Source organism: Flavobacterium anhuiense, assembly GCF_050990855.1.
In the GTDB taxonomy this organism is placed as follows: Bacteria; Bacteroidota; Bacteroidia; order Flavobacteriales; family Flavobacteriaceae; genus Flavobacterium; species Flavobacterium anhuiense_C.
Map to the genome: position 1 here is coordinate 2,777,258 of NZ_CP158861.1, position 20,017 is coordinate 2,797,274.

Here is a 20,017-nt window from a genome sequence, read left to right on the forward strand (position 1 = left end):
GTTATTCCGTTTCTCTTTCTTCGTAAAGGCGAAGCTTATTTTGAATCGTATTTATGTTTTGCTGTAAGGCTTCAATTTTATTCAGAAGGTTAGAAATGGCATCAATACCTTCCAAATTAATTTTGAGGTCGTAATGCATTCGGATCATTTTTTCTACCGTAGGAAGCTGTTCAGGTTCGAGGTATTCGTCATTTTCTTCTGTAATGATATGAATGAGTCCGTAGTTATGAAGTTCGGTTATAAAGGTATTTTCAATTTCGTGATAAATACAAAACTGTTTGATCTGGATTAAGTTTTTATTTTTCATGATTTTCTTAGTTTTGCTAATTCTTCAAATAACTCTTTTTCTTTGTCTGACAATTTTGTTGGAAGTTTTATACTATATGTGATGTATAAATCACCAAATTGATTTTCTTTTTTGTAAACAGGAAAACCTTTACCTTTCAGCTTTACCTTAGTTCCCGGCTGCGTTTCTGCTGGAACTTTGATTTTTACTTTTCCGTCAAAAGTATTGATGTGCGTTTCCCCGCCCAAAATTGCCGTATACAAATCAATCGGCGCTTCGGCGTACAGATTATTTCCGTCACGTTTAAAATCGGAATTATTAGAAATAATAAATGTAATGTATAAATCTCCGTTTGGACCGCCGTTTACTCCAGGTCCGCCATGGTTCGGAATTTTTATGATTTGTCCGTTTTCTACACCAGCAGGAATGGTGATTCGGATATTTTTACCGTTTACAGATAAGTTTCGTTTATGTGTTGTGTAAGCTTCAGCTAAATCTAATTCTAGTTCGGCATTAAAATCCTGACCTCTATATTTAGATTGTGATCTGCTTCGTCCACCGCCGCCATACATTGAATTGAAAAAATCGGAGAAATCGCTTCCAGAAAAGTCGCCGCCAAAACCAGAAAAATCGCCTCCAGAATATTGAGAACCGCTTTGTCTGCTTTGCTGCTGATTCGGGTCGTAACCAGCTTTTTCAAACTCATCGGCATGTTTCCAATCTTTTCCGTACTTGTCATATTTTTTTCGGTTTTCGGGATTGCTTAAAACTTCGTTGGCTTCATTGATTTCTTTGAACTTTTTTTCAGCTTCCTTATCATTCGGATTCAAATCGGGATGATATTTTCTCGCCAGTTTTCTATATGCTTTTTTGATGTCTGCGTCGTTAGCAGATTTTGCAACATCCAATACTTTGTAGTAATCTATATAATCCATTTTAGTATGATTTTATAAATGGTAAATAAAGACTTCAAGGTAAGAATAAGTTGCTAATAATCAAAATGCTGCTTTAAGTTTTGGAGTGAAAAGAATATTCGTTGGGATAGTTTTTGGAATTTGGATTTTTAAAAAGTTGGAATTTATTTTTTGCGAAGTGAAAAATCAGTTTGGCAGGTTTTTTGATTCCAAAAATTAGCTTAATTTAATGTTATAAAACTCCTAAAGTTGTAGTGCCTAACGAAATTATACTATTTTTGTGATGCTGGACTTTTGATTTATATTAATTATAAAAGGCGATTCGATAATACTTTTTTCAATGAAGCACATTTTATTATTCATATTATTTTTTACGGGACTGTCTTTATCAGCCCAAATTGAGTCTAGTACTAAATTCAAAACTATTCCTGGGGGGAAATTTACTGCCAAACCTAAAAAGACTCCAATTCCTGAGGTCAAAGATCCACAGGCAGAATTTAATGATATGCCAGCAATTAAAACTCCAAATGTTTTTGAAAATACGACTATAACTCCAAAATCAAAATTTCAGATTGGAGAAGAAAAAAGCAAATTTACTATGTCTACAGAAACAGATTTTGCTAATCCAGGCGATCGATACGTAGCAAAAATGGAAAAGGATTTGGATAAAAGTCTAAAAGATGCTGGTTTAAGAGAAGGACGTGGTGTCTTAGTAAAGAGAAATATTTCGTTAGGAGATTTTAAAACGAAATCGGAATATTTTGTTGTGAAGTTTAGAGATTTTGGTGCAATCGATGGTGATCTTGTAAAGGTGTCTTCTAATGATTATGTGATTAGAGATCGAATTTTGTTGGATTCAAACTTCCAGTCAGTAAAAATCAATTTAGCACAAGGTTTTAATAAACTAGACTTCGAAGCCTTAAACATCGGTACATTAGGAGGAAACACAGCGGAAATACAAGTCTATGACGATAAAGGTAATCTGGTAACAAATGATTATTGGGATAATCTTGCAGCAGGATTTAAGGCGTCGATTGTTGTTACAAAAGAATGATTTTTTTAAAGATGCTAAGTTTCTGAGATGCTGAGATTCTAAGTTTCTTATTTTGTGGAAATATAAAACGACATTATGATATAAAAAGAGAGGTTCTAAAATTTAGAACCTCTCTTTTTATATCTAAAATTCTAAAAACTTAGAATCTTAGAATCTCAGCATCTTAGTATCTCAGAACCTCAGATTAAAATGGATCCGCAGTAACCTTAAATTTCATATCGGCCTTAACCGTTACATCTTTAGTTAAAGTTTCTTTTAAAGTTACTTTAGTTCTTATTTTGTAGCTATCGGCTTTAATGTATTCGTCTAGTCTTTTATCGGTACAAATCAAATCGATTGAATTGCTTGATATGTTGATATTGTCTGCATAGGCTAACTCGATTTCTTCTGAATTAGCTGTTGAAATATACAAGTGAACCGATTTTAAAAATGTAAAAGTTTTATCGGACGGATCTGTAATCGATAATTTCAGCGATTTGATTTTAACATCCTTTACTAAGCTAGCTTTTGTTTTATTGTTTTGGAATTCAGCCGAAGAATTAGTTGTCACTTCTGGCGTAATAATTTCCGAGGGAAGATTAATTGGCGAAGTGCTTTGAATTTTAATCGAAGCATTATTCGAAATTGTAAAAGTCAATAAATCATCAACTGTGTTACAAGAAGAAAAAAAGATTGACATAAAAACAGTCAAGGCAATAAGTTTTGATTTCATAGTTAATTTAAATGGGTTTTCCGTAAATACGAAATTTTGGATGGTTTGGATTTTTTACGAAGATACTAAGTTGCTAAGATTCTTAGTCACTAAGTTGGAAAAAGCTTAGAATCTTAGCAACTTAGTATCTTAGAATCTTTTGATTAAAAAAAATCAAAAATCAATTTTTCAATTTCAAATATAAAAAGTACTTTTGCGCATGCAACACAACGTACTTATTTTAGATTTCGGATCGCAATATACCCAGCTTATTGCGCGTAGAGTTCGCGAATTAAATATATTCTGCGAAATTTTTCCTTACAATCACATTCCAAGTGATTTATCAAGTTATAAAGCCGTAATTTTAGGAGGAAGCCCTTTCTCTGTTAGAGGAGAAGATGCACCACATCCTGATTTATCGCAAATTAGAGGCAAAATGCCTTTGCTTGCCGTTTGTTATGGAGCTCAATATTTAGCTCATTTCAGCGGAGGTGAAGTAGCAGCTTCAAACACAAGAGAATACGGAAGAGCTAACTTGTCTTATATTAAAGAAAACGAAACTTTCTTTGACGGAGTTTCACCAAACAGTCAAGTTTGGATGAGCCATAGCGATAGCATCAAAGCGCTTCCAACAAATGCTGTAAAACTAGCAAGTACACATGATGTAGAATTCGCAGCGTACAAAATTGAAGGCGAAACTACGTATGCAATTCAATACCATCCAGAAGTTTATCACTCTACAGAAGGAGCAAAAATGTTGGAGAACTTTTTAGTGAAAATTGCTGAAGTTCCTCAAAACTTTACACCAAATGCTTTCGTAGAAGAAATGGTAGGAGAATTGAAAGAAAAATTAGGAAACGACAAAGTGGTTCTTGGTTTATCTGGAGGAGTAGATTCTACTGTAGCAGCAGTTTTATTAAACAAAGCAATCGGACAAAACTTATACTGTATTTTCGTTAACAACGGACTTTTACGTAAAAACGAATTCCAAAATGTATTAGATCAATACAAAGGAATGGGATTAAATGTAAAAGGTGTTGATGCTGGAGACCGTTTCCTTGGAGAATTAGCAGGAATCAGTGATCCTGAAACAAAGCGTAAAACAATTGGTCGTGTATTTATCGAAGTTTTTGATGATGAATCGCACTTATTAGAAGACGTAAAATGGTTAGCACAAGGAACAATTTACCCAGACGTAATTGAATCTGTTTCTGTAAAAGGGCCGTCTGCGACAATTAAATCGCACCACAACGTTGGTGGATTGCCAGATTATATGAAATTGAAAATTGTTGAACCACTTAGAATGCTTTTCAAAGACGAAGTAAGACGAGTTGGTGCTTCATTAGGAATAGATCCAGAATTATTAGGAAGACATCCTTTTCCTGGACCTGGATTATCAATTAGAATTTTAGGAGATATTACTCCAGAGAAAGTTAGAATTTTACAAGATGTAGATTCTGTTTTCATCGAAGGATTAAAATCTTGGGGATTATACGATAAAGTTTGGCAGGCTGGAGCAATTTTGCTTCCTGTAAACTCTGTTGGTGTTATGGGCGATGAGCGTACTTACGAAAAAGTAGTAGCGCTTAGAGCTGTAGAATCTACAGATGGTATGACGGCTGACTGGGTTCATTTACCTTACGATTTCTTGATGAAAGTGTCAAACGACATTATCAATAAAGTAAAAGGCGTGAATCGTGTAGTTTACGATATTAGTTCAAAACCACCTGCAACAATTGAGTGGGAATAGTAGTATAATTTAAAATTAAGGTCTTACATTTGTAAGGCCTTAATTTTTTATAACCTACTATTTATGAGAGAACTTTTAACGATTTCTCTTGTGTTTATTTTGTCTTTTAACAAAATAACTGCACAAGATGCAATAATTGAACACAGAATTCAAAAAGGAGAAACCGCTTTTTTCATTGCCCAAAAATACAAGGTTTCTGTAGACGAGATTTACAAACTCAATCCCGAATCGCAAAATGGAATCAAAGACAATCAGATTATCAAGATTCCAATTCACCCCTCAGAAAATACAAAAACAAAGCAACACACTCATATTGTTGCGCCCAAAGAAACATTGTTTGGTTTGTCTAAACAATACCATGTTTCGGTAGAAGCCATTCAAAATGTCAATCAGGAAATTTTGGCTAGCGGACTTCAAATTGGTCAAGAATTAGTAATTCCCCAAAATTCAGATACAACAGTAAAATCGGAAACGGCTGTTTCTTCCAAAACTACACATCAAGTTGTGGCTAAAGAATCTTTATTCAGCATTGCCAGACAATACAATGTTTCGGTTCAGGATTTAGAAAATTTAAACAAAGACATTTTAATTAACGGATTGCAGATTGGTCAGACGATTTCAATTCCGAATAAAAGAAAAACGTTGGACGGAAGAGTTCGTGTAATTAATGAGGAAACCGTTTTTCATGTTGTAGAGCCCAAAGAAACAAAGTTTTCGATTGCTAAGAAATACGGAATTTCAATAGATCAATTAGAATCGCAAAATCCAGAAATCGTAAACGGATTGATTGTTGGGAATAAATTGGCCATCAATACCGCAGCAATAAAACCATCAAACGAAAGTGAAGAATTGATGTTGGCTTTGGCTGAAAAACAAGTTGTGGTTGAGAAAACAAAAGCCAAAACAGTTGAAATTGAGGATTTAAAAGATCGTTTGGTTGTTCAGAAAGAAATGAATCAGAAAATTATAAAAATTAATGATCTGAAAGTGAATCTGAACGATATGAATGGTTCTAAAGAAAACTCGGTAGAAAAACTGCGTTTGGTTTTGGAAGCCAATAAAAATGTTCAAGATATTTTAATGGCAAAATTAGATTCGCTTGTTGCTTCAATGAACAATGATTTGAAAGAATTAAAGCGAATGGATATTTTAAACGTGGAAGAATCTAAAAGGCTGGAAAAACAATCTTCGGAAGGAATTAATAAAACAAATGAATTATCATCTCAGCTGAAAAAAGAATTGGCAGAAAACAGAAAAGCCTATGCCGGTTTAATGAATAAGGTCGAAAAAATCGCAGTTGAGGAAAATCAGGAATACAAAAAGAAAATCCGCGAAAGCGAAAAAAATAATAATACGGCATCTTTGCAGCAGCGTTTGTCTTTAGAAGAAATAAAAAAATATAAAGCAGAGCAGGAAAAAGGCGATGCGCAAAATCTGCTTTTGATTGCAAAAATTGATTCTTTGGATAATCAGAAAAAAATTGAAGTCAAAAGGCACATCAGTAAAGCTTCTTATTACAGCATGGAAGCTCGAAAATTTGATGATAAATTGGCTTTGGTCAAACTGAAAAAATATCACGATGAAGCGGTTAAAAAGCAACAGAAAAATAATTCGGGAGAAAATTCAAAAATAATTTCATTGGAAGAAATGAAGCAAGAATTGAAAGACAATCCGTTGAGGGCTGATAAAACAGTAAAAGTAGAAGTTTATGATAATCTTAGAGAAGTTTCAAACGGGTATTACTTAGTTTTAGGTATATTTACAGACGCGGTTGACCGAGATAAGCTTATTATGAAACTCATTGATTCTGGTGAATTTAACGCTAGTTTCTTTTTCAATATTAACAGCCTTTCGTACTATGTTTACGCCGATAAGTTCGAAAACATGGAAGAAGTGCTTTACAAATGCAAGAAAAAGGAAGAAGATGAGTTATATAAAGAAATCATTATTGCAAAAGTAGAAATCGATTTGAGGTAATTTTTACGGTGATAAACAAACGGCGCGAATTTTGCTTTTAGTAAAATTGTAACTTATTTTAGAATTAGAAATTAAATTGTTTTAAGCCTTATTATGAAATATTATTTAACAGTATTGTCTCTCGTATTTTTTATGACTTCAAGCGCATTTTCGCAAGAGAAAGTGGTGAAGTATAAAGTGTCGAGTGGTGAGACGATCAATCAGATTGCACAAAAATTTAAGGTAACGCCTTATGATATTTACCAGCTCAATCCAGACGCAAGAACAGGATTGGTGCCAAATTCTGTGCTGTTGATTCCGACAAAAACAGGAGAAGCAAAAAAAGAAGTTTCTGAAACTAAAGCTGCTGTAACTTCAGGGAAAGAAATTATTCATGAAGTGCAGCCAAAAGAAACGTTTTACAGCATTGAGCATAAATACGGAATTTCAGATGAAGCTTTAAAAGCTGCAAATCCGTTTTTGGAAAAAACTGGTGTTCAAATTGGGCAAAAATTGGTAATTCCAGCAAAAGGATCTGCTCCAAAAGCAGTTGCAAAACCTGCCAAAGAAAAAGGTGCTGAAAAATATGTGTATCATGATGTGCAGCCAAAAGAAACTAAATTTGGTATTGCAAAACAGTACAATATGACTGTTGAAGAATTGGAAAAACGAAATCCAGATATCGTTAACAATTTGCCTGTTGGTTATAGATTGACTATAAAAGGAACAGCTCCAAAAACAGAAGCTGCCCCAGTACAAACGGCAAAAGCTGTTGAAAGTAAAAAGCCTGCTGAAACTTCAAAAAAAGCGGTGACTTACATGGAATATCAGGTAAAACCAAAAGAGACTTTTTACAGTCTGGGAAGAGTTTTCCATTTGTCGCAAGATGAACTAGTAGCATTAAATCCGTCACTTTCTGAAGGTGTGAAAGAAGGAATGGTTTTAAAAGTTCCTGCAGGGTATATAGCTCCAGCTCCAATTGTTACAGCTCAAATACCAGATAAACCAGCTGATTCTTCATGGAATAAACCAGTTGAAAATACAGGAGGTGGAATTAAGATTGTTGATAAAGTAAAATCGACTGAAAACGAAGACGCAGAAATTGTAGAGTTAACCAAAAAGAAAGGGCTTAATGAGCGTAAAAAAGTAGTTTTATTGCTTCCTTTTAATATGGCTAAAGTGCAAAGCGATACTTCTGGCACAGCTAACAGAATTAAAAACGATAAGTTTTTAAACATGACTCTGGATTTTTATTCTGGAGCGATGATGGCGATTGATTCCGCAAAAGTTTTAAAATTGCCAATTGACGTTGCGATCTACGATTCTCAGGAAACTAAAACAACATCTAATGTGGTCGGCTTAACTCCGAAAATTCAAGATGCAGATGCTGTAATTGGGCCATTTTACCAAAGTAATGCAGAAACGACAGCGAACATGCTTCGTTCGTACAATGTTCCTGTAATTTCGCCATTATCAAAAGATAGCGCGAATCCAATTGATAATTTATACCAAACAATACCTTCAAATGACGTGATTAAAAATTCGGTTTTTGATTATATGCGTTCTAAAAACGGAAATATTGTAGCGGTTGTAGATAAGAAAAAGGAATCGGTTATTAATTACATTAAACAAAATCAAAAAGGAGTTGCATTTGCTTCGTTGACAGAAACTGGAGGTTTGGATGTGGCGAATTTGAAAAGCTTATTGATTCCAAATCGTATGAATTACGTGGTGATGGAAACAGGTAATACGGCTATGGTCAAAGCTACGATTAAAGCTTTGTTGGACTCTCAGAAAACGTGTCAAGTTCAATTGGTGATTTTAGAGCCAAACAGTACATTGGATACAGACGAAATCAGTTTTGATAATTTGGTGAAATTGAAATTGATGTATCCTTCTGTAACACGCGAAAGTGATGAACAACCGGTTTTAATTTATGAAAAACAATACCGTTTGAAAAACAAAGCCAATCCAACCACCTACGCAACAAGAGGATTTGACGTAACGTTTGACACAATGATGCGTTTGTCTCAAGGAAAAACATTTCAAGAAACAGCTGATTTAATGACAACTCAGCAAGTAGATAATAAATTTCAGTATTATAGAAAAGAAGATGGCGGACACGCCAATAAAGGGGTGTACATCTTGTATTATGATAGTGACTTAACTTTAAAAGTAGCAAATTAATGACATCAAAAGTAACCTATTTAGGAGATTTAAGAACAAGTTCAATTCATGTGCAATCAGGAAGTGAAATCATTTCTGATGCACCAGTGGATAATAACGGAAAAGGTGAGGCATTCTCTCCAACAGATACTGTAGCAAATGCTTTGGCGAGCTGCATGATGACGATTATGGGAATTAAAGCTCGCGATATGGAAGTAGATTTTGTTGGTTCTACTGCAGCAGTAACAAAAATCATGAATGCAGAACCAAGACGAATTGGAGCAATCGAAATCGTGTTTGAAATGCAAGGTGTAGCTGACGAAAAAAGCAGAACTATCTTAGAACGCGCGGCAATGACTTGTCCTGTTTTTTTAAGTTTAAGCAGTGAAATCGAAAAAAGAATTACATTCAACTGGAATTAATTTTAGAATAAATATTAAAAAGGGAGCTATTTCAAAAGAATAGCTCCTTTTTTTTGTAAGCCTCAGAGAAGTAAAATATTTATAGTAAAGAATATTCATTTCTTCATATATAGCTCTGTAGGCTTAGGAGCGATATGTTTTTCAAAATCTATTAGATTGCGCTTCTCTGCAGCTTTTTTGAAGGGATTGTTGAATTCTATAGATATTTCGCCCCGATGGGGGCTTTGAAAATCTTTGCCACGTATAATAGGAAGTAATTTTTGTAAACATAAAAATAGGCTCTCGCAAAATACCAACCTATTTTTTAGCCCCATTTGGGCGAAATATCTATAGAATTGTATTTGTGTATCTTTATAAAAAGCTCTGTAGGAGCGAAATATGTTTTAGGCAAGCATAGCCAATGGTTTTAACCATTGCGAAAAAGTATAGATTATCGATTGCGCCCCAATGGTTGGAACCATTGGCTAAGTGTCTTTGTGATCCGTAATGTAAAAAAGGATTTTTTTGTTTTTACGAATGGCTTAAAACAAACAAGAGAGCAATGTTAACTTTGCCCTCTTGTCTTCTTTAACTAACCAATATTTATTCTGAGAATTCTAATTTTTTTAATTTATTCCAGCCGCCACGAGTGAAATCTGGTATTTCAACAGGAGCAGAATTATTGTCTAATGAAATTTCTGTTAGTGGACCAAGGCAAGACCATTCAGCTAAATCGTAAACGTCCATATCTAAAGGAAGTCCTTTTTGCAAGCAGTAGATTAATCTGTAATCCATGATGAAATCCATTCCGCCATGCCCTCCAACTTTTTTAGCTTGTTCTTCAATGCCTTTTGCAATTGGATGCTTGTATTTTTCCATCAAAGCTTTTTTAACTTCTTCTGGAACAAAAGAGTGAGCGCTTAATTTTTCGTGATTTGGTTTTACATCGCCACTTAATTCTTTTCCGTCAAGAGCATAACCTTCTAATGGGTATTTATTTGCAAAACCTTTTGTACCACTTAACTGGTACATTCTGCTGTACGGACGAGGAGAAGTTACGTCATGTTGAATCTGAATTGTTTTTCCGTTTTCAGTACGAATCATTGTCATGGTGTGATCTCCATTTCTAAAATCTTTAATTTCTTTTCCAGATTTTTCTTTGATATAAGCAGGATTTCCAACCGCTTTTGTATCCATAGAAACCAAGAAATTCATTTTATCTCCACGGTGAATGTTTAATGCCTGACAAGCTGGTCCCATACCATGCGTTGCGTAAACATCTCCACGGTGTTTAATGTTGTAGTCCATTCTCCAGTTGTTCCAGTATTCTCCCCAAAAAGGCTGTAAGCCGTGAATGTAAGAACCTTCAGCATGAAGAATTTCTCCAAAAACACCTTGCTGTGCCATATTTAAAGTAGTCAATTCGAAAAAATCGTACACACAATTTTCTAATTGCATACAGTGTTTACGAGTTTTTTCAGAAGTATCAATCAATTCCCAAATTTCTTTCATTGTTAAAGCACCCGGAACTTCGATTGCGACGTGTTTTCCGTCTTTCATGGCTTGAACTCCAATAATGGCATGATGTTTCCAATCGGTCGCAACATATACTAAATCTACGTTTGGTAGAGCAGTAACTTTTCTCCAAGCATTTTCATCGCCGTAAAATTCTTGCGCTTTTGGAAAACCAGCTTTCGTTAAAATTTCATTTGATTTAGAAGTATTTTCTTGTGTCATGTCACATAAAGCCACAATTTCAACACCGGGAATATGTGTCATGCGTTCTACAGCTCCAGGGCCGCGCATACCAAGTCCGATAAAGGCAACGCGAACAGTTGGAATTGCCGGCGCAGCCAAACGTAAAACATCGGTTTGACCTTTAGCACGAGCTGGAGTTTTTGTTTTTATCATTTGAGCCGATGCAAATGTCCCCCATAACATAATGCATACGGCTAAAATGAATTTTAAATTACTGGTTTTCATAATTAATTTGTTTTAAAATGTTTTGATAATCAATATTATGATCATCGGAAATAGTGAGATTTTTTATTTTTTAGAAATTGTCTACGGTAAATTAGTAAAATTTATTTCAGGTTTTTTGTTCGTAAATGCTCTTGTAAAATTAGTTTTTGGTGTGGTATAATTGTTAAAAAAGCCTCCATTTTTTAGATAGAAAGAATTGTTTTCTGTTCCGCCCGAAAAATCCATTCGGTATTCTTTTGCACCCGTATTGTCGTTGGTAAATCTTGCTGTGTTTATTGCTGTCCAATTGCCTTTTTCATCGCAAATCCATTGATTGTTGAAAAGAACTTTACGAGATAAGTCGCCTTGTTCTGGAATGAAATTTTCTAAAAACGAATGAAATCTTTTTAGATAAGTATTCGTTTCTGGACGATTAAAACTCGCAATCAACAACCATTTATTTTGTTCAGGTGCATAAAAATAGGCTGTGTATGTTGTGCTGTTATTTCCGTTTGGAAATCCTCTCAATAAAAATTTATACGTTGTACCCGCTTTCCAATTGTATTTCAAATAACTCTGTCCGCCAGATCCTTCATTTCCGAATTCTCCTGTATGAACATTTTCTCCCTTTTTGAGCATTTTAATTTTGTGCGATTCAGGAATACTATTTGGATCATCGGTTGTAAACGGACTCCAAACTGAGAATAAAACTCTCCGTTCTGTTGCCGAGTTTACTTGAATTCCGAAATAGCCTTCGCCAAAACCATTTGCCATAAAATAAGAACCAATTTTGTCTTCGTTTTCAGGAACAGTAATTTCGTTATAAAACCATTCAGCATTAATGTTTTCAGGAATAGGATAATTTAAGTGAACGGATGGTCCGCGTCGTCCCCAATGATAAAAATTACCTTCGTTATTTGGGACAAAAGAAATTTTCCCGTCATAATCAGCGCTGGAAATTTTTAATCTGTTGATGGATGGAAATCGATCCCCATTTTTACTAATTCCTTTAATTTTCAATGCCACATAACCTTCCTGATTGATTTTCCAATTTCCAACTAAAACGGTTTTTTTTGAGGAATTGAAAGTCACTTTTTTGGCTTCGTTGTGAATTGAAAATTCGAGTTCTGATTTCCCATAAACTTCAACCGATTCTTCAACAGCAATCTGAAAAGTTCCGGGTTTAAAAATTCGGAAATAAACCGTAAAGGTCTCGTCAGCATTTTTCCAATTTTCAATTCCATTATCTGTGATGACATCGCTTTCTAAATGTTTGGAACTGTATGCATTTCCTGCTAATGGAAGTGAAATTTCTGTTTTCGGATTTTCTAATGCAAGATCCGTTTCTTCTGTTTCATTGTGACCTGCACAAGAAAAAGACAGAAGTGAAAAAGCTAAAATCAGGCTAAATAAATTTTTCATTAGTAAGTGTTGAAGGATTAACTTTTTTAAACCTCTCTAATTTTGCAACTAGAGAGGCTGTTAAAAACAATAAACAAATCTAAAACGATTATGGATTTTGGGTTAATGTTCCCGGATATGCATTAATTTCTGATTGTGGAATGTACTGAACTACACGCAGACTTGTTGCCGGAACATCATTCATTGGTAAATGAGGACCTGGGTAACGACGTATCATAGTTTGTCCGTTTCTGTAAACATCATAACCACGATGTGCTTCAAAAGCAAGTTCTAATTGACGTTCTTCGTCAATTCTTTGTACCGCATTTGTACTGTTTAAAGAAGTATAGCTTCCGCCTAAAATTGCTCTTTCTCTTACTTTATTCAAATTTGTTAAGGCATTGCTGTAATCTCCTTTTTTGGCATACGCTTCAGCCAGATTCAAATACATTTCAGCCAATCTCGAAATAATAGGCGAGTGCAAGTGAGAATCATTATCTTGAAGCGAACATTTTGTAACATAATACATTGGATACACACGATTTAAAAGCATCATGTAATCTTTTTCGCCCGTATAGTTTTTTCCTTCATAAACAATTGAATACTGATTTTCTGCGGCGTTTACAGTTGTCAAATTGTAATTTGTTGTTCCAATTGTAATATAAAATGAACCATCAGGATTACGTTTTAAAGGTTGTTGCATGTAATTATATCCAGTTTGGGTTCCTCCTGCATTAAATACATCGTAAATAAAACGGAAAGCTTCTGTTTTGTTTCCTGCATCATCAGTAGCATATTGCGGATCAATAAAGGCCCAACGTGCATCATTTTTTCCTCCCGCTTTTCTAAGCAGATCTAAATACTTTGCACTGGCATACATTTCTCCCCAGCCTTGACCTTGAATGTTGGCATACATACCCCCAATTCCGTAATAATGATCATATCCAGAGAATTCAGAAGCCACTTGTTTCACTGCAAAAATGGTTTCTGTTTGTTCCGGAGCATCTGGAGCATAAGTATTATATTTCATAAAACTTGCACGGCTCAATAAATTGTAACGACCACTAGCAATTACTTTATTTGAATATTCGATAGACTGAGTTGCATACTCTTGATTTGGTGTTTCATAAGTACCACTCATATACAAATAGATTCTGGAAAGCATTGCTTGAGCGGCCTCTTTCGTTGCATAAGCAGCCGTTTTATTTGCATTCATTAAAGTTTCAGCTTTTTTCAAATCATTGATTGCCTGAGCGTAAGTATCTTTTACAGTCGAACGATCTGGTAAAGTCAAATTGTTTAAATCTGCTGGAAGTCCATTTACAATCGGCACCCCCAAATTAGTTTCAGGAGATTGTGCGTAAGGTCTTCCGTAAGTTTTACACAAATAAAAGTAAATCATACCTCTTAAATAGTAAGCTTCTCCCAATTGTTGATCTACAGCATCACTTTCTCCTTCTTTAATAATTTTAATTAAATCACTTGATTGAGAAATGATTTTATAACTGTTATTCCAAAAAACAGATAAACGATCGTTATTGGTAACATGCTGATAGGAAATAAAAGAATAAAAAGAATCAGTAGAAGTTCCTCTAATCATGATATTGTCACCAGGATACTCGCCAACTCGGTGCATAACATCAGACCAGCCTTTAAGCTGTGCGTAACATCCGTTTAGTAAAACTTCAATAGAAGCTTCCTTATCTTCCTGAATTTTGTCTTGTGTGTAGGAATCAAATGGCTCTCTGTCTAACTCACATGAAGACAGGAAACTAATTGCTGTAAATAATAAAAATAGCTTTTTCATGATTTTGTTTTTAAAGAGTTAAATTAAGTCCTAATACCACTTTTCTTGTCGAAGGATACACTTGTGTTGCAACACCAGAAATAGCGCCGTTGATTGGCGGAATTTCAGGATCAACACCAGAATAATGAGTAATCGTAAATAAATTTTCCCCAGCGATGTACAGTCTTAAATTAGAAATGTAAAGACTTTCGATTGGCATGTTGTAGCCTAAAGTCATACTTCTCATTTTTACATAAGTTCCAGTTTCTAAGAAACGAGAAGAAGCTTTGTTGGAGTTGCTTGGATTGTTGTAAATCGCCTGCGGATGTGTAGCAATATCTCCAGGTTTTTCCCAACGGCTCCAACCGCTATGCAAATTCATTTGATTACGATCGGTATAAGCTCCATCTGAGTCAAATTCTGCTCTCGCGTAGTTGTAGATTTCTCCACCAACAGAATAACTGAAAACGGCAGCAAAATCAAAGTTTTTATAATTCAAATTGGTAGAAAAACCTCCAAAGAAATCGGGAGTATAAGCTCCAATTACTTTTTGATTTTTAGAAGCATCTCCATAATTGTACGTTTTAACACGAGCTCCATTTGCATCGGTTGTCATCCATTGTGGTTTTCCATTTTCAGGATCAACGCCAGCCCATTCTGTTAAGTACCAACTGTCAACATCTCTTCCTGGAGTTAGTAATTTACTCGCAGAACCAGCAATACCGCTTCCGTCTCCAACGATAATTTGTGTTTTACCACCGTAAAGACTTGTTACTTTATTTTTGTTTGTACCAATATTAGCATCAACAGACCATTTAAAATTGTCATTTTTAATAATATCAACATTGATGGATGCTTCAAAACCTCTGTTATTTACTGCTCCAACGTTTCTCCAAATGCTGGTTACACCAATTACACCTGGAAGAGGTACTCTGTACAAAAGATCCGAAGTATTTTTGTTGTAATAATCTAAAGTAATATTCACTCGGTTGAATAATCCGATATCTAAACCAATATCACCTGTATATGTTTTTTCCCAGCTTAAATCTGGATTGGCCAATTGTGAAATTAAAGCACCTGGATTTTCATTATAACTTTGTGAAAAAGAATATAATGGAAGGTGAGGGTACAAGCTATTTGGTCTGTTTCCTACTGAACCATAACTCGCTTTCAATTTTAAGTTATGAATAAAATCTGCGTGGAAAAAGCTTTCTTTATGGATGTTCCATCCACCACTTACAGAAAAGAAATTTCCGTATTGTGCATTTTTACCAAAGTTTGAAGCTCCATCACGACGGAAAGAAACTTGTGCCAAATAACGGTCATCATAAGAATAATTTACATTTGACAATAAAGATTGTACTGCCCATTGCGATCTTCCTCCCGCTACTTTTTCTGGAACTGCCGCAGCATCTGCAACCACGATTCCCGGCGGAATTCCCGTTGCTATTCCGTTGCTGTATTTAGAATTGTATTCGTTCCATTCATAACCTGCAACAGCATTAAAGCTATGTTTGTCAAAAGTTTTATTAAATCTTAAAAGCTGATTGGTGTATATTCTATCATAAGTACTGAAATAATCTTCAATTCTTCCTTTCACCGCTTCTCCAGATGAAGATCTTGGGTCTGAATAGTAGGTTGAATTATAGTTTCCAAAAATATAGTTGTTTACAGAAGCAAAAGTCAGCCAGCTTGTAAGTTTGATGTCAAAATCTAAATTAGCACGAACCGTGTAATTTTCAGTTTCACCGTAATTCCATTGTAAATCATACAAATAATTTGATCCAGTTGTATTTACCCAAGTCGGATTTGGAGCATTTCCTACCAAAGTGCCATCCTCTAAAGAGGGACTATCCCAAGGCATGTTACCGTACAAAGCACCTACAGAATGCTGTTGATCAAAAGTAGTTTGTTTCGTTAAGTTAATTTGAGGACGCAATGTAAACCAAGTATTCGGTTTGTATTCAAATTTCATTAACCCATTATATCTTTTGTAGTCGTAACCTTTTATAGCACCAGTTTCATCATAATATCCTAAAGAAACATAGCTTTTAAAATTGTCTCCGCCTCCGCTGATCGACAAGTTGTAGTCGTTTGCTATTCCTGTTTTACTGCCATTCTTCCACCAATCGTAGTTTTTGTTTCTCAATTCTGGGTTCCACCACCAAACATTTTGAAAATCTTCTTTGTTAGCAAAAGAATCATATAAATCATATAATTCTGAACCATTCATAATATCAAAATTTCCGTTGTTGATCATAGTCATTGCAGTTTTTGTAGAAAAACTAATAGATGGTTTTCCTTTTTTTCCACTTTTTGTAGTTACTACAATAACCCCATTGGCACCTTGCGAACCGTAAACTGCGGTAGAAGCAGCATCTTTAAGAACAGTAAGCGTTTCAATATCGGCTGGATTCATGTTCCCAGAGCTATTTCCAACAATTACTCCATCAATAACCCATAGCGGGTCTGTACTACCGTTTACAGTAGTTCTACCACGAATAATAATCTTTCCAACAGATCCAGGCTGGCCTCCGCCTGTGTTTACAAAAACTCCTGTCGCTTTTCCTGCAAGCATATTTTCTACTGCTGGAGTTGTGACGTCAACGATTTTTTTGTTGTCTAATGTTTGAAGCGATCCAGTTAAACTCTCTTTTTTTACTTTGCTATATCCCACTACAACCACTTCATCCATTTGTTGGTCTGATTCTTTCATTGTAATTTTTAAAGAAGAATTTCCTGCAGCAACCTCTTGTTCCTGCATTCCAAGAAATGAAAATACTAATATCGTTGAGGCGCTTGGTACTTCAATGGCAAAGCTACCATCCATATCGGTTTGAACGCCTGTTTTACTTCCTTTAATCACAACATTAACTCCAGGAATTGGAGTCCCTTTTTCATCTACTACTTTCCCTTTAACAATTTTTTGAAATGCTAATAAACTGGTTTTGTTTGAAACGATTTCACTAATGGGTGCTGCAGACGCTGCTTGAATGCTTAAAGACAACAATGAAAACAAAGCAGTTTTTAAGCTTTTTTCAAGTACTGAATGCATTCTAAAAGTACTAGACTTTTTAGCGAATACTTTTTTCATACTCTGGTTAGGTTTTGGTTAATAATTGAGTCCTTGTTTAGTCGTTTTATTTTTCTTTTTACAGATTAGAATTTTAGTTTTTAAATTCAATTTTTTTAGCTAAAAATGATCGAAAATGAATGCAAAAAAGATGGTGTAAATTCTAATTGTTCGACGAAACTATAGATTAAAAATTTATAAAACAAGAAAAAACACAAAAAATGTGCTCGAACACACAAAATTTATGTTCTCGAGCACATAAAATTGTAGCAATCATTTTTTTTGGCTGAAAAAGTTGATGATTTTTTAAAATAAAATGTAAAATCAACAGTTGTCTGATTTAATCGGATTCTTCGCGGGAAGTTTTATTTTTTACAGAATATAAAGTGCTTTGATTTTTTACTGATAATTTCGCAATTGATGATTTTAAATTCTAATAATTAATCAAAGATTTTTAAGAGCTTGAGATGTGAGTTTTTTCTTTCTCTTATTTTTTTGTTTTGAAAGTTTAGAAAAATGAGATTGGATTTTCTTAGAAAGTTTGCCTTATATTAGCATTTTTAAAAGAAAGAAAAAGAGTGTGTTTTTTGAAATCGAAAATGCGACCTTAAAACGACGTTTTATATTTTGAAAAATTGAATTAAAAAACAGAAAAATGAGTTCAGATTTAAAAGCCTACAAAGTCGGTTTCGTTAAACAAAGTGAAAAAGTAGATATCGAAAATTTAGATGCTGATTTTTGGCAAAAAGCAAATTGTCTGACCGATTTTTGTTCGCCTTGGAAAACGGAATCATTTTCTAAAATCGAATTCAGAGCAAGATGGGATTTTGATTATCTATATTTTAATTTTCAAGTTTTTGATTCTGAAATTTACATTGATAGAAAAGACGATTCTACAGACAGTATTTGCAACTCAGATAGAGTAGAGCTCTTTTTTAGAAAAGATGAAAAATTGAGTCCGTATTATTGTTTAGAAATGGATGTTGATACTCGAATTTTAGATTTTGAAGCGTATCCTAATTGGAATTTTGATTACGATTGGAAATGGCCAAAAGGACAATTGGACATCTACTCGTTTAAAAATCCAAATTCTTTTACCGTTCAGGGAAGAATAAGTATGTCTTCTCTAAAAGAATTAGATTTAATTCAAAATAATGTAATCGAAGCAGGTGTTTATCGTGCAAAATTTTCGCAAAACGAAAATATGGAATACGAGCCAACATGGATTTCCTGGGTGAATCCAAACACAGAAACACCCAATTTTCATATTCCTTCTTCATTTGGAAAGTTTATTCTCGAAGAGTAATTTTTTAAGAGAATTTAGTAGATATAGAAATCAGCATTTTCGACATTAATAATGTCGATTGGCAATAAAATAGTTTCAGGAATTTCTTTGCTGTACAAGAAATGTTCTGCTAATGTGCTCACGCCCAAATAAGCCTGTCTTTTTTGATTTTGATGAATTAAAAAATGAAGTAATCCTTGATTTAAATAGCTAACATTCTTTTCTATTAAATCATAACCAATCAGTGCTATCTTCTTTTTGTCTTTTACTGTTGAAAGCGTATTAGCAATTTGGTACGCTTTAGAAGTTGTGATAAAAATACCAGTCAAATCAGGATTTTCTTCTAAGAAATTTAAAAACTTACTTTCAACATTCGGATGTTTTAGTTTTAGTGTTGTCAACGTAAAAGAGTTTAGATTTTTTTCTTCAAAATAACTTCTGAAACCTTTTTCTTTTTCCTGCATGTGGACGGCATTTTTCAGACTTTCATCAATATGGACAATAGCGATTTGTCCTTTAGACAAAACAAGATTCATTAAACTTGCTGCAACACGACCGCTTTTGTAAAGATCCTGACCCACAAAACATTTTACAGAATTCGATTCTACCTGATTGTTGAAAGTGTTGACAATAATATCCAGTTCAGCATACGTCTTAACGGCTTCAATAGTTTCTTTATGAAAAACAGGAGCTATTAAAACAGCATCAGGTTCAAGACCTAAAACCGTTTCATTCGTATTAACGAAAGATTTTTTGCTTTCTGGATTAAAATAATGAATACTAATATTGACACTGTAAGGCTTAAATTCCTTTACCGCATCCTTAATACCGTTGACACACGGAAGCCAGTAAGAATCTATTTCTGGATCTGGAAGCAAAACACAGATTTTATAGATTTTAGTGTTTTTTAAATTTCTTGCAATTAGGTTCGGCTCATAATCAATAACATTCAAGACTTCATTGATTTTTTCAAGTGCCGCAGGAGAAACTTTTCCTCTATTATGCAAAACCCTGTCGACAGTTCCTTTAGAAACGCCGGCCATTTGCGCAATGTCTTTAATAGTATATTTTTTATCCATATAAGCAAATATATAAATTACATTTAATTTTTTGGAATAATAGTTTGGCTAATTTGAAAAATGTGCTCGAGAACATTTTTAAGTGTGTTCGAGCACATTTTTTCTAAATTTATTTGTTTTATCAAAATATAATCTATAGTTTCGTAAAATTAAAACCCAAAATCAGAATAAATTTACTAATCAAAATATACTTTAAAACCCTGTTTTTTAGTA

General features: G+C 34.2%; 14 protein-coding genes. 6 read left to right on the top strand and 8 right to left on the bottom strand.

Going from position 1 to position 20,017, the window contains the following annotated elements; all coding sequences use genetic code 11:
* Position 1: 1 nt before the first annotated feature.
* Positions 2-307: a chaperone modulator CbpM gene (locus ABTV69_RS12340; protein WP_433829158.1), complete on the bottom strand. Its 306-nt coding sequence runs from the start codon at positions 305-307 to the stop codon at positions 2-4.
* A complete protein-coding gene (locus tag ABTV69_RS12345) occupies positions 304-1,221 on the bottom strand; it encodes a DnaJ C-terminal domain-containing protein (protein WP_433829160.1) in 918 nt (305 codons plus the stop codon). Before ABTV69_RS12345 ends, ABTV69_RS12340 begins: the two co-directional genes overlap by 4 nt.
* Before the next feature lie 319 nt (positions 1,222-1,540).
* Here ABTV69_RS12345 and ABTV69_RS12350 point away from each other — a divergent pair, with 319 nt between their 5' ends.
* Positions 1,541-2,254 carry a hypothetical protein gene (locus tag ABTV69_RS12350; RefSeq protein WP_433829162.1) on the top strand — a complete coding sequence of 238 codons (714 nt, stop codon included), beginning with the start codon at positions 1,541-1,543 and terminating at the stop codon, positions 2,252-2,254.
* A 184-nt stretch (positions 2,255-2,438) separates the two neighbouring features.
* Here the strand turns inward: ABTV69_RS12350 and ABTV69_RS12355 are convergent, their stop codons facing one another.
* Positions 2,439-2,966 (bottom strand): hypothetical protein, encoded by a 528-nt coding sequence (locus tag ABTV69_RS12355; protein WP_433829163.1) that lies wholly within the window; start codon positions 2,964-2,966, stop codon positions 2,439-2,441.
* A gap of 199 nt (positions 2,967-3,165) precedes the next feature.
* On the opposite strand from ABTV69_RS12355, the gene guaA reads away from it, so the two are divergent.
* The 4 genes from guaA to ABTV69_RS12375 all read left to right on the top strand — a co-directional run bounded on the left by guaA (position 3,166) and on the right by ABTV69_RS12375 (position 9,239).
* Positions 3,166-4,695 (top strand): glutamine-hydrolyzing GMP synthase, encoded by a 1,530-nt coding sequence (gene guaA, locus ABTV69_RS12360; protein WP_433829165.1) that lies wholly within the window; start codon positions 3,166-3,168, stop codon positions 4,693-4,695.
* A gap of 63 nt (positions 4,696-4,758) precedes the next feature.
* A complete protein-coding gene (locus ABTV69_RS12365; RefSeq protein ID WP_433829167.1) occupies positions 4,759-6,672 on the top strand; it encodes a LysM peptidoglycan-binding domain-containing protein in 1,914 nt (637 codons plus the stop codon).
* A 93-nt stretch (positions 6,673-6,765) separates the two neighbouring features.
* Positions 6,766-8,838, top strand: coding sequence for a LysM peptidoglycan-binding domain-containing protein (locus ABTV69_RS12370; protein WP_433829169.1), 2,073 nt, complete (start codon positions 6,766-6,768; stop codon positions 8,836-8,838).
* The gene (locus tag ABTV69_RS12375) at positions 8,838-9,239 is read left to right on the top strand and encodes an OsmC family protein (protein WP_433829171.1); all 402 of its coding nucleotides are present in this window, start codon (positions 8,838-8,840) and stop codon (positions 9,237-9,239) included. The genes ABTV69_RS12370 and ABTV69_RS12375 overlap by 1 nt, the downstream gene beginning before the upstream one ends.
* Positions 9,240-9,821: 582 nt before the next feature.
* On the opposite strand, the gene ABTV69_RS12380 is transcribed toward ABTV69_RS12375, so the two are convergent.
* The 4 genes from ABTV69_RS12380 to ABTV69_RS12395 all read right to left on the bottom strand — a co-directional run bounded on the left by ABTV69_RS12380 (position 9,822) and on the right by ABTV69_RS12395 (position 17,461).
* On the bottom strand, positions 9,822-11,159 hold the full coding sequence (locus ABTV69_RS12380; RefSeq protein ID WP_433836701.1) for a Gfo/Idh/MocA family protein: 1,338 nt from the start codon (positions 11,157-11,159) through the stop codon (positions 9,822-9,824).
* Positions 11,160-11,282: 123 nt separating this feature from the next.
* Complete coding sequence (locus ABTV69_RS12385) at positions 11,283-12,602, bottom strand: DUF3472 domain-containing protein (protein WP_433829173.1); 1,320 nt, start codon at positions 12,600-12,602, stop codon at positions 11,283-11,285.
* Positions 12,603-12,690: 88 nt separating this feature from the next.
* On the bottom strand, positions 12,691-14,388 hold the full coding sequence (locus tag ABTV69_RS12390) for a RagB/SusD family nutrient uptake outer membrane protein (RefSeq protein WP_433829175.1): 1,698 nt from the start codon (positions 14,386-14,388) through the stop codon (positions 12,691-12,693).
* Between the two features lie 10 nt (positions 14,389-14,398).
* Positions 14,399-17,461: a SusC/RagA family TonB-linked outer membrane protein gene (locus ABTV69_RS12395; protein WP_433829177.1), complete on the bottom strand. Its 3,063-nt coding sequence runs from the start codon at positions 17,459-17,461 to the stop codon at positions 14,399-14,401.
* Between the two features lie 634 nt (positions 17,462-18,095).
* Between ABTV69_RS12395 and ABTV69_RS12400 the strand changes: the two genes are divergently transcribed.
* Positions 18,096-18,746, top strand: a complete 651-nt coding sequence (locus ABTV69_RS12400; protein WP_433829179.1) for a sugar-binding protein — start codon at positions 18,096-18,098, stop codon at positions 18,744-18,746.
* Between the two features lie 14 nt (positions 18,747-18,760).
* On the opposite strand, the gene ABTV69_RS12405 is transcribed toward ABTV69_RS12400, so the two are convergent.
* A complete protein-coding gene (locus ABTV69_RS12405) occupies positions 18,761-19,804 on the bottom strand; it encodes a LacI family DNA-binding transcriptional regulator (RefSeq protein WP_433829181.1) in 1,044 nt (347 codons plus the stop codon).
* Between the last annotated feature and the right edge of the window lie 213 nt (positions 19,805-20,017).

Coding starts and splice junctions, on each gene's coding strand:
- ABTV69_RS12340 (WP_433829158.1), bottom strand. CDS start 307: ATGAAAAATAAAAACTTAATCCAGATCAAACAGTTTTGTATTTATCAC.
- ABTV69_RS12345 (WP_433829160.1), bottom strand. CDS start 1,221: ATGGATTATATAGATTACTACAAAGTATTGGATGTTGCAAAATCTGCT.
- ABTV69_RS12350 (WP_433829162.1), top strand. CDS start 1,541: ATGAAGCACATTTTATTATTCATATTATTTTTTACGGGACTGTCTTTA.
- ABTV69_RS12355 (WP_433829163.1), bottom strand. CDS start 2,966: ATGAAATCAAAACTTATTGCCTTGACTGTTTTTATGTCAATCTTTTTT.
- guaA (WP_433829165.1), top strand. CDS start 3,166: ATGCAACACAACGTACTTATTTTAGATTTCGGATCGCAATATACCCAG.
- ABTV69_RS12365 (WP_433829167.1), top strand. CDS start 4,759: ATGAGAGAACTTTTAACGATTTCTCTTGTGTTTATTTTGTCTTTTAAC.
- ABTV69_RS12370 (WP_433829169.1), top strand. CDS start 6,766: ATGAAATATTATTTAACAGTATTGTCTCTCGTATTTTTTATGACTTCA.
- ABTV69_RS12375 (WP_433829171.1), top strand. CDS start 8,838: ATGACATCAAAAGTAACCTATTTAGGAGATTTAAGAACAAGTTCAATT.
- ABTV69_RS12380 (WP_433836701.1), bottom strand. CDS start 11,159: ATGTTATGGGGGACATTTGCATCGGCTCAAATGATAAAAACAAAAACT.
- ABTV69_RS12385 (WP_433829173.1), bottom strand. CDS start 12,602: ATGAAAAATTTATTTAGCCTGATTTTAGCTTTTTCACTTCTGTCTTTT.
- ABTV69_RS12390 (WP_433829175.1), bottom strand. CDS start 14,388: ATGAAAAAGCTATTTTTATTATTTACAGCAATTAGTTTCCTGTCTTCA.
- ABTV69_RS12395 (WP_433829177.1), bottom strand. CDS start 17,461: ATGAAAAAAGTATTCGCTAAAAAGTCTAGTACTTTTAGAATGCATTCA.
- ABTV69_RS12400 (WP_433829179.1), top strand. CDS start 18,096: ATGAGTTCAGATTTAAAAGCCTACAAAGTCGGTTTCGTTAAACAAAGT.
- ABTV69_RS12405 (WP_433829181.1), bottom strand. CDS start 19,804: ATGGATAAAAAATATACTATTAAAGACATTGCGCAAATGGCCGGCGTT.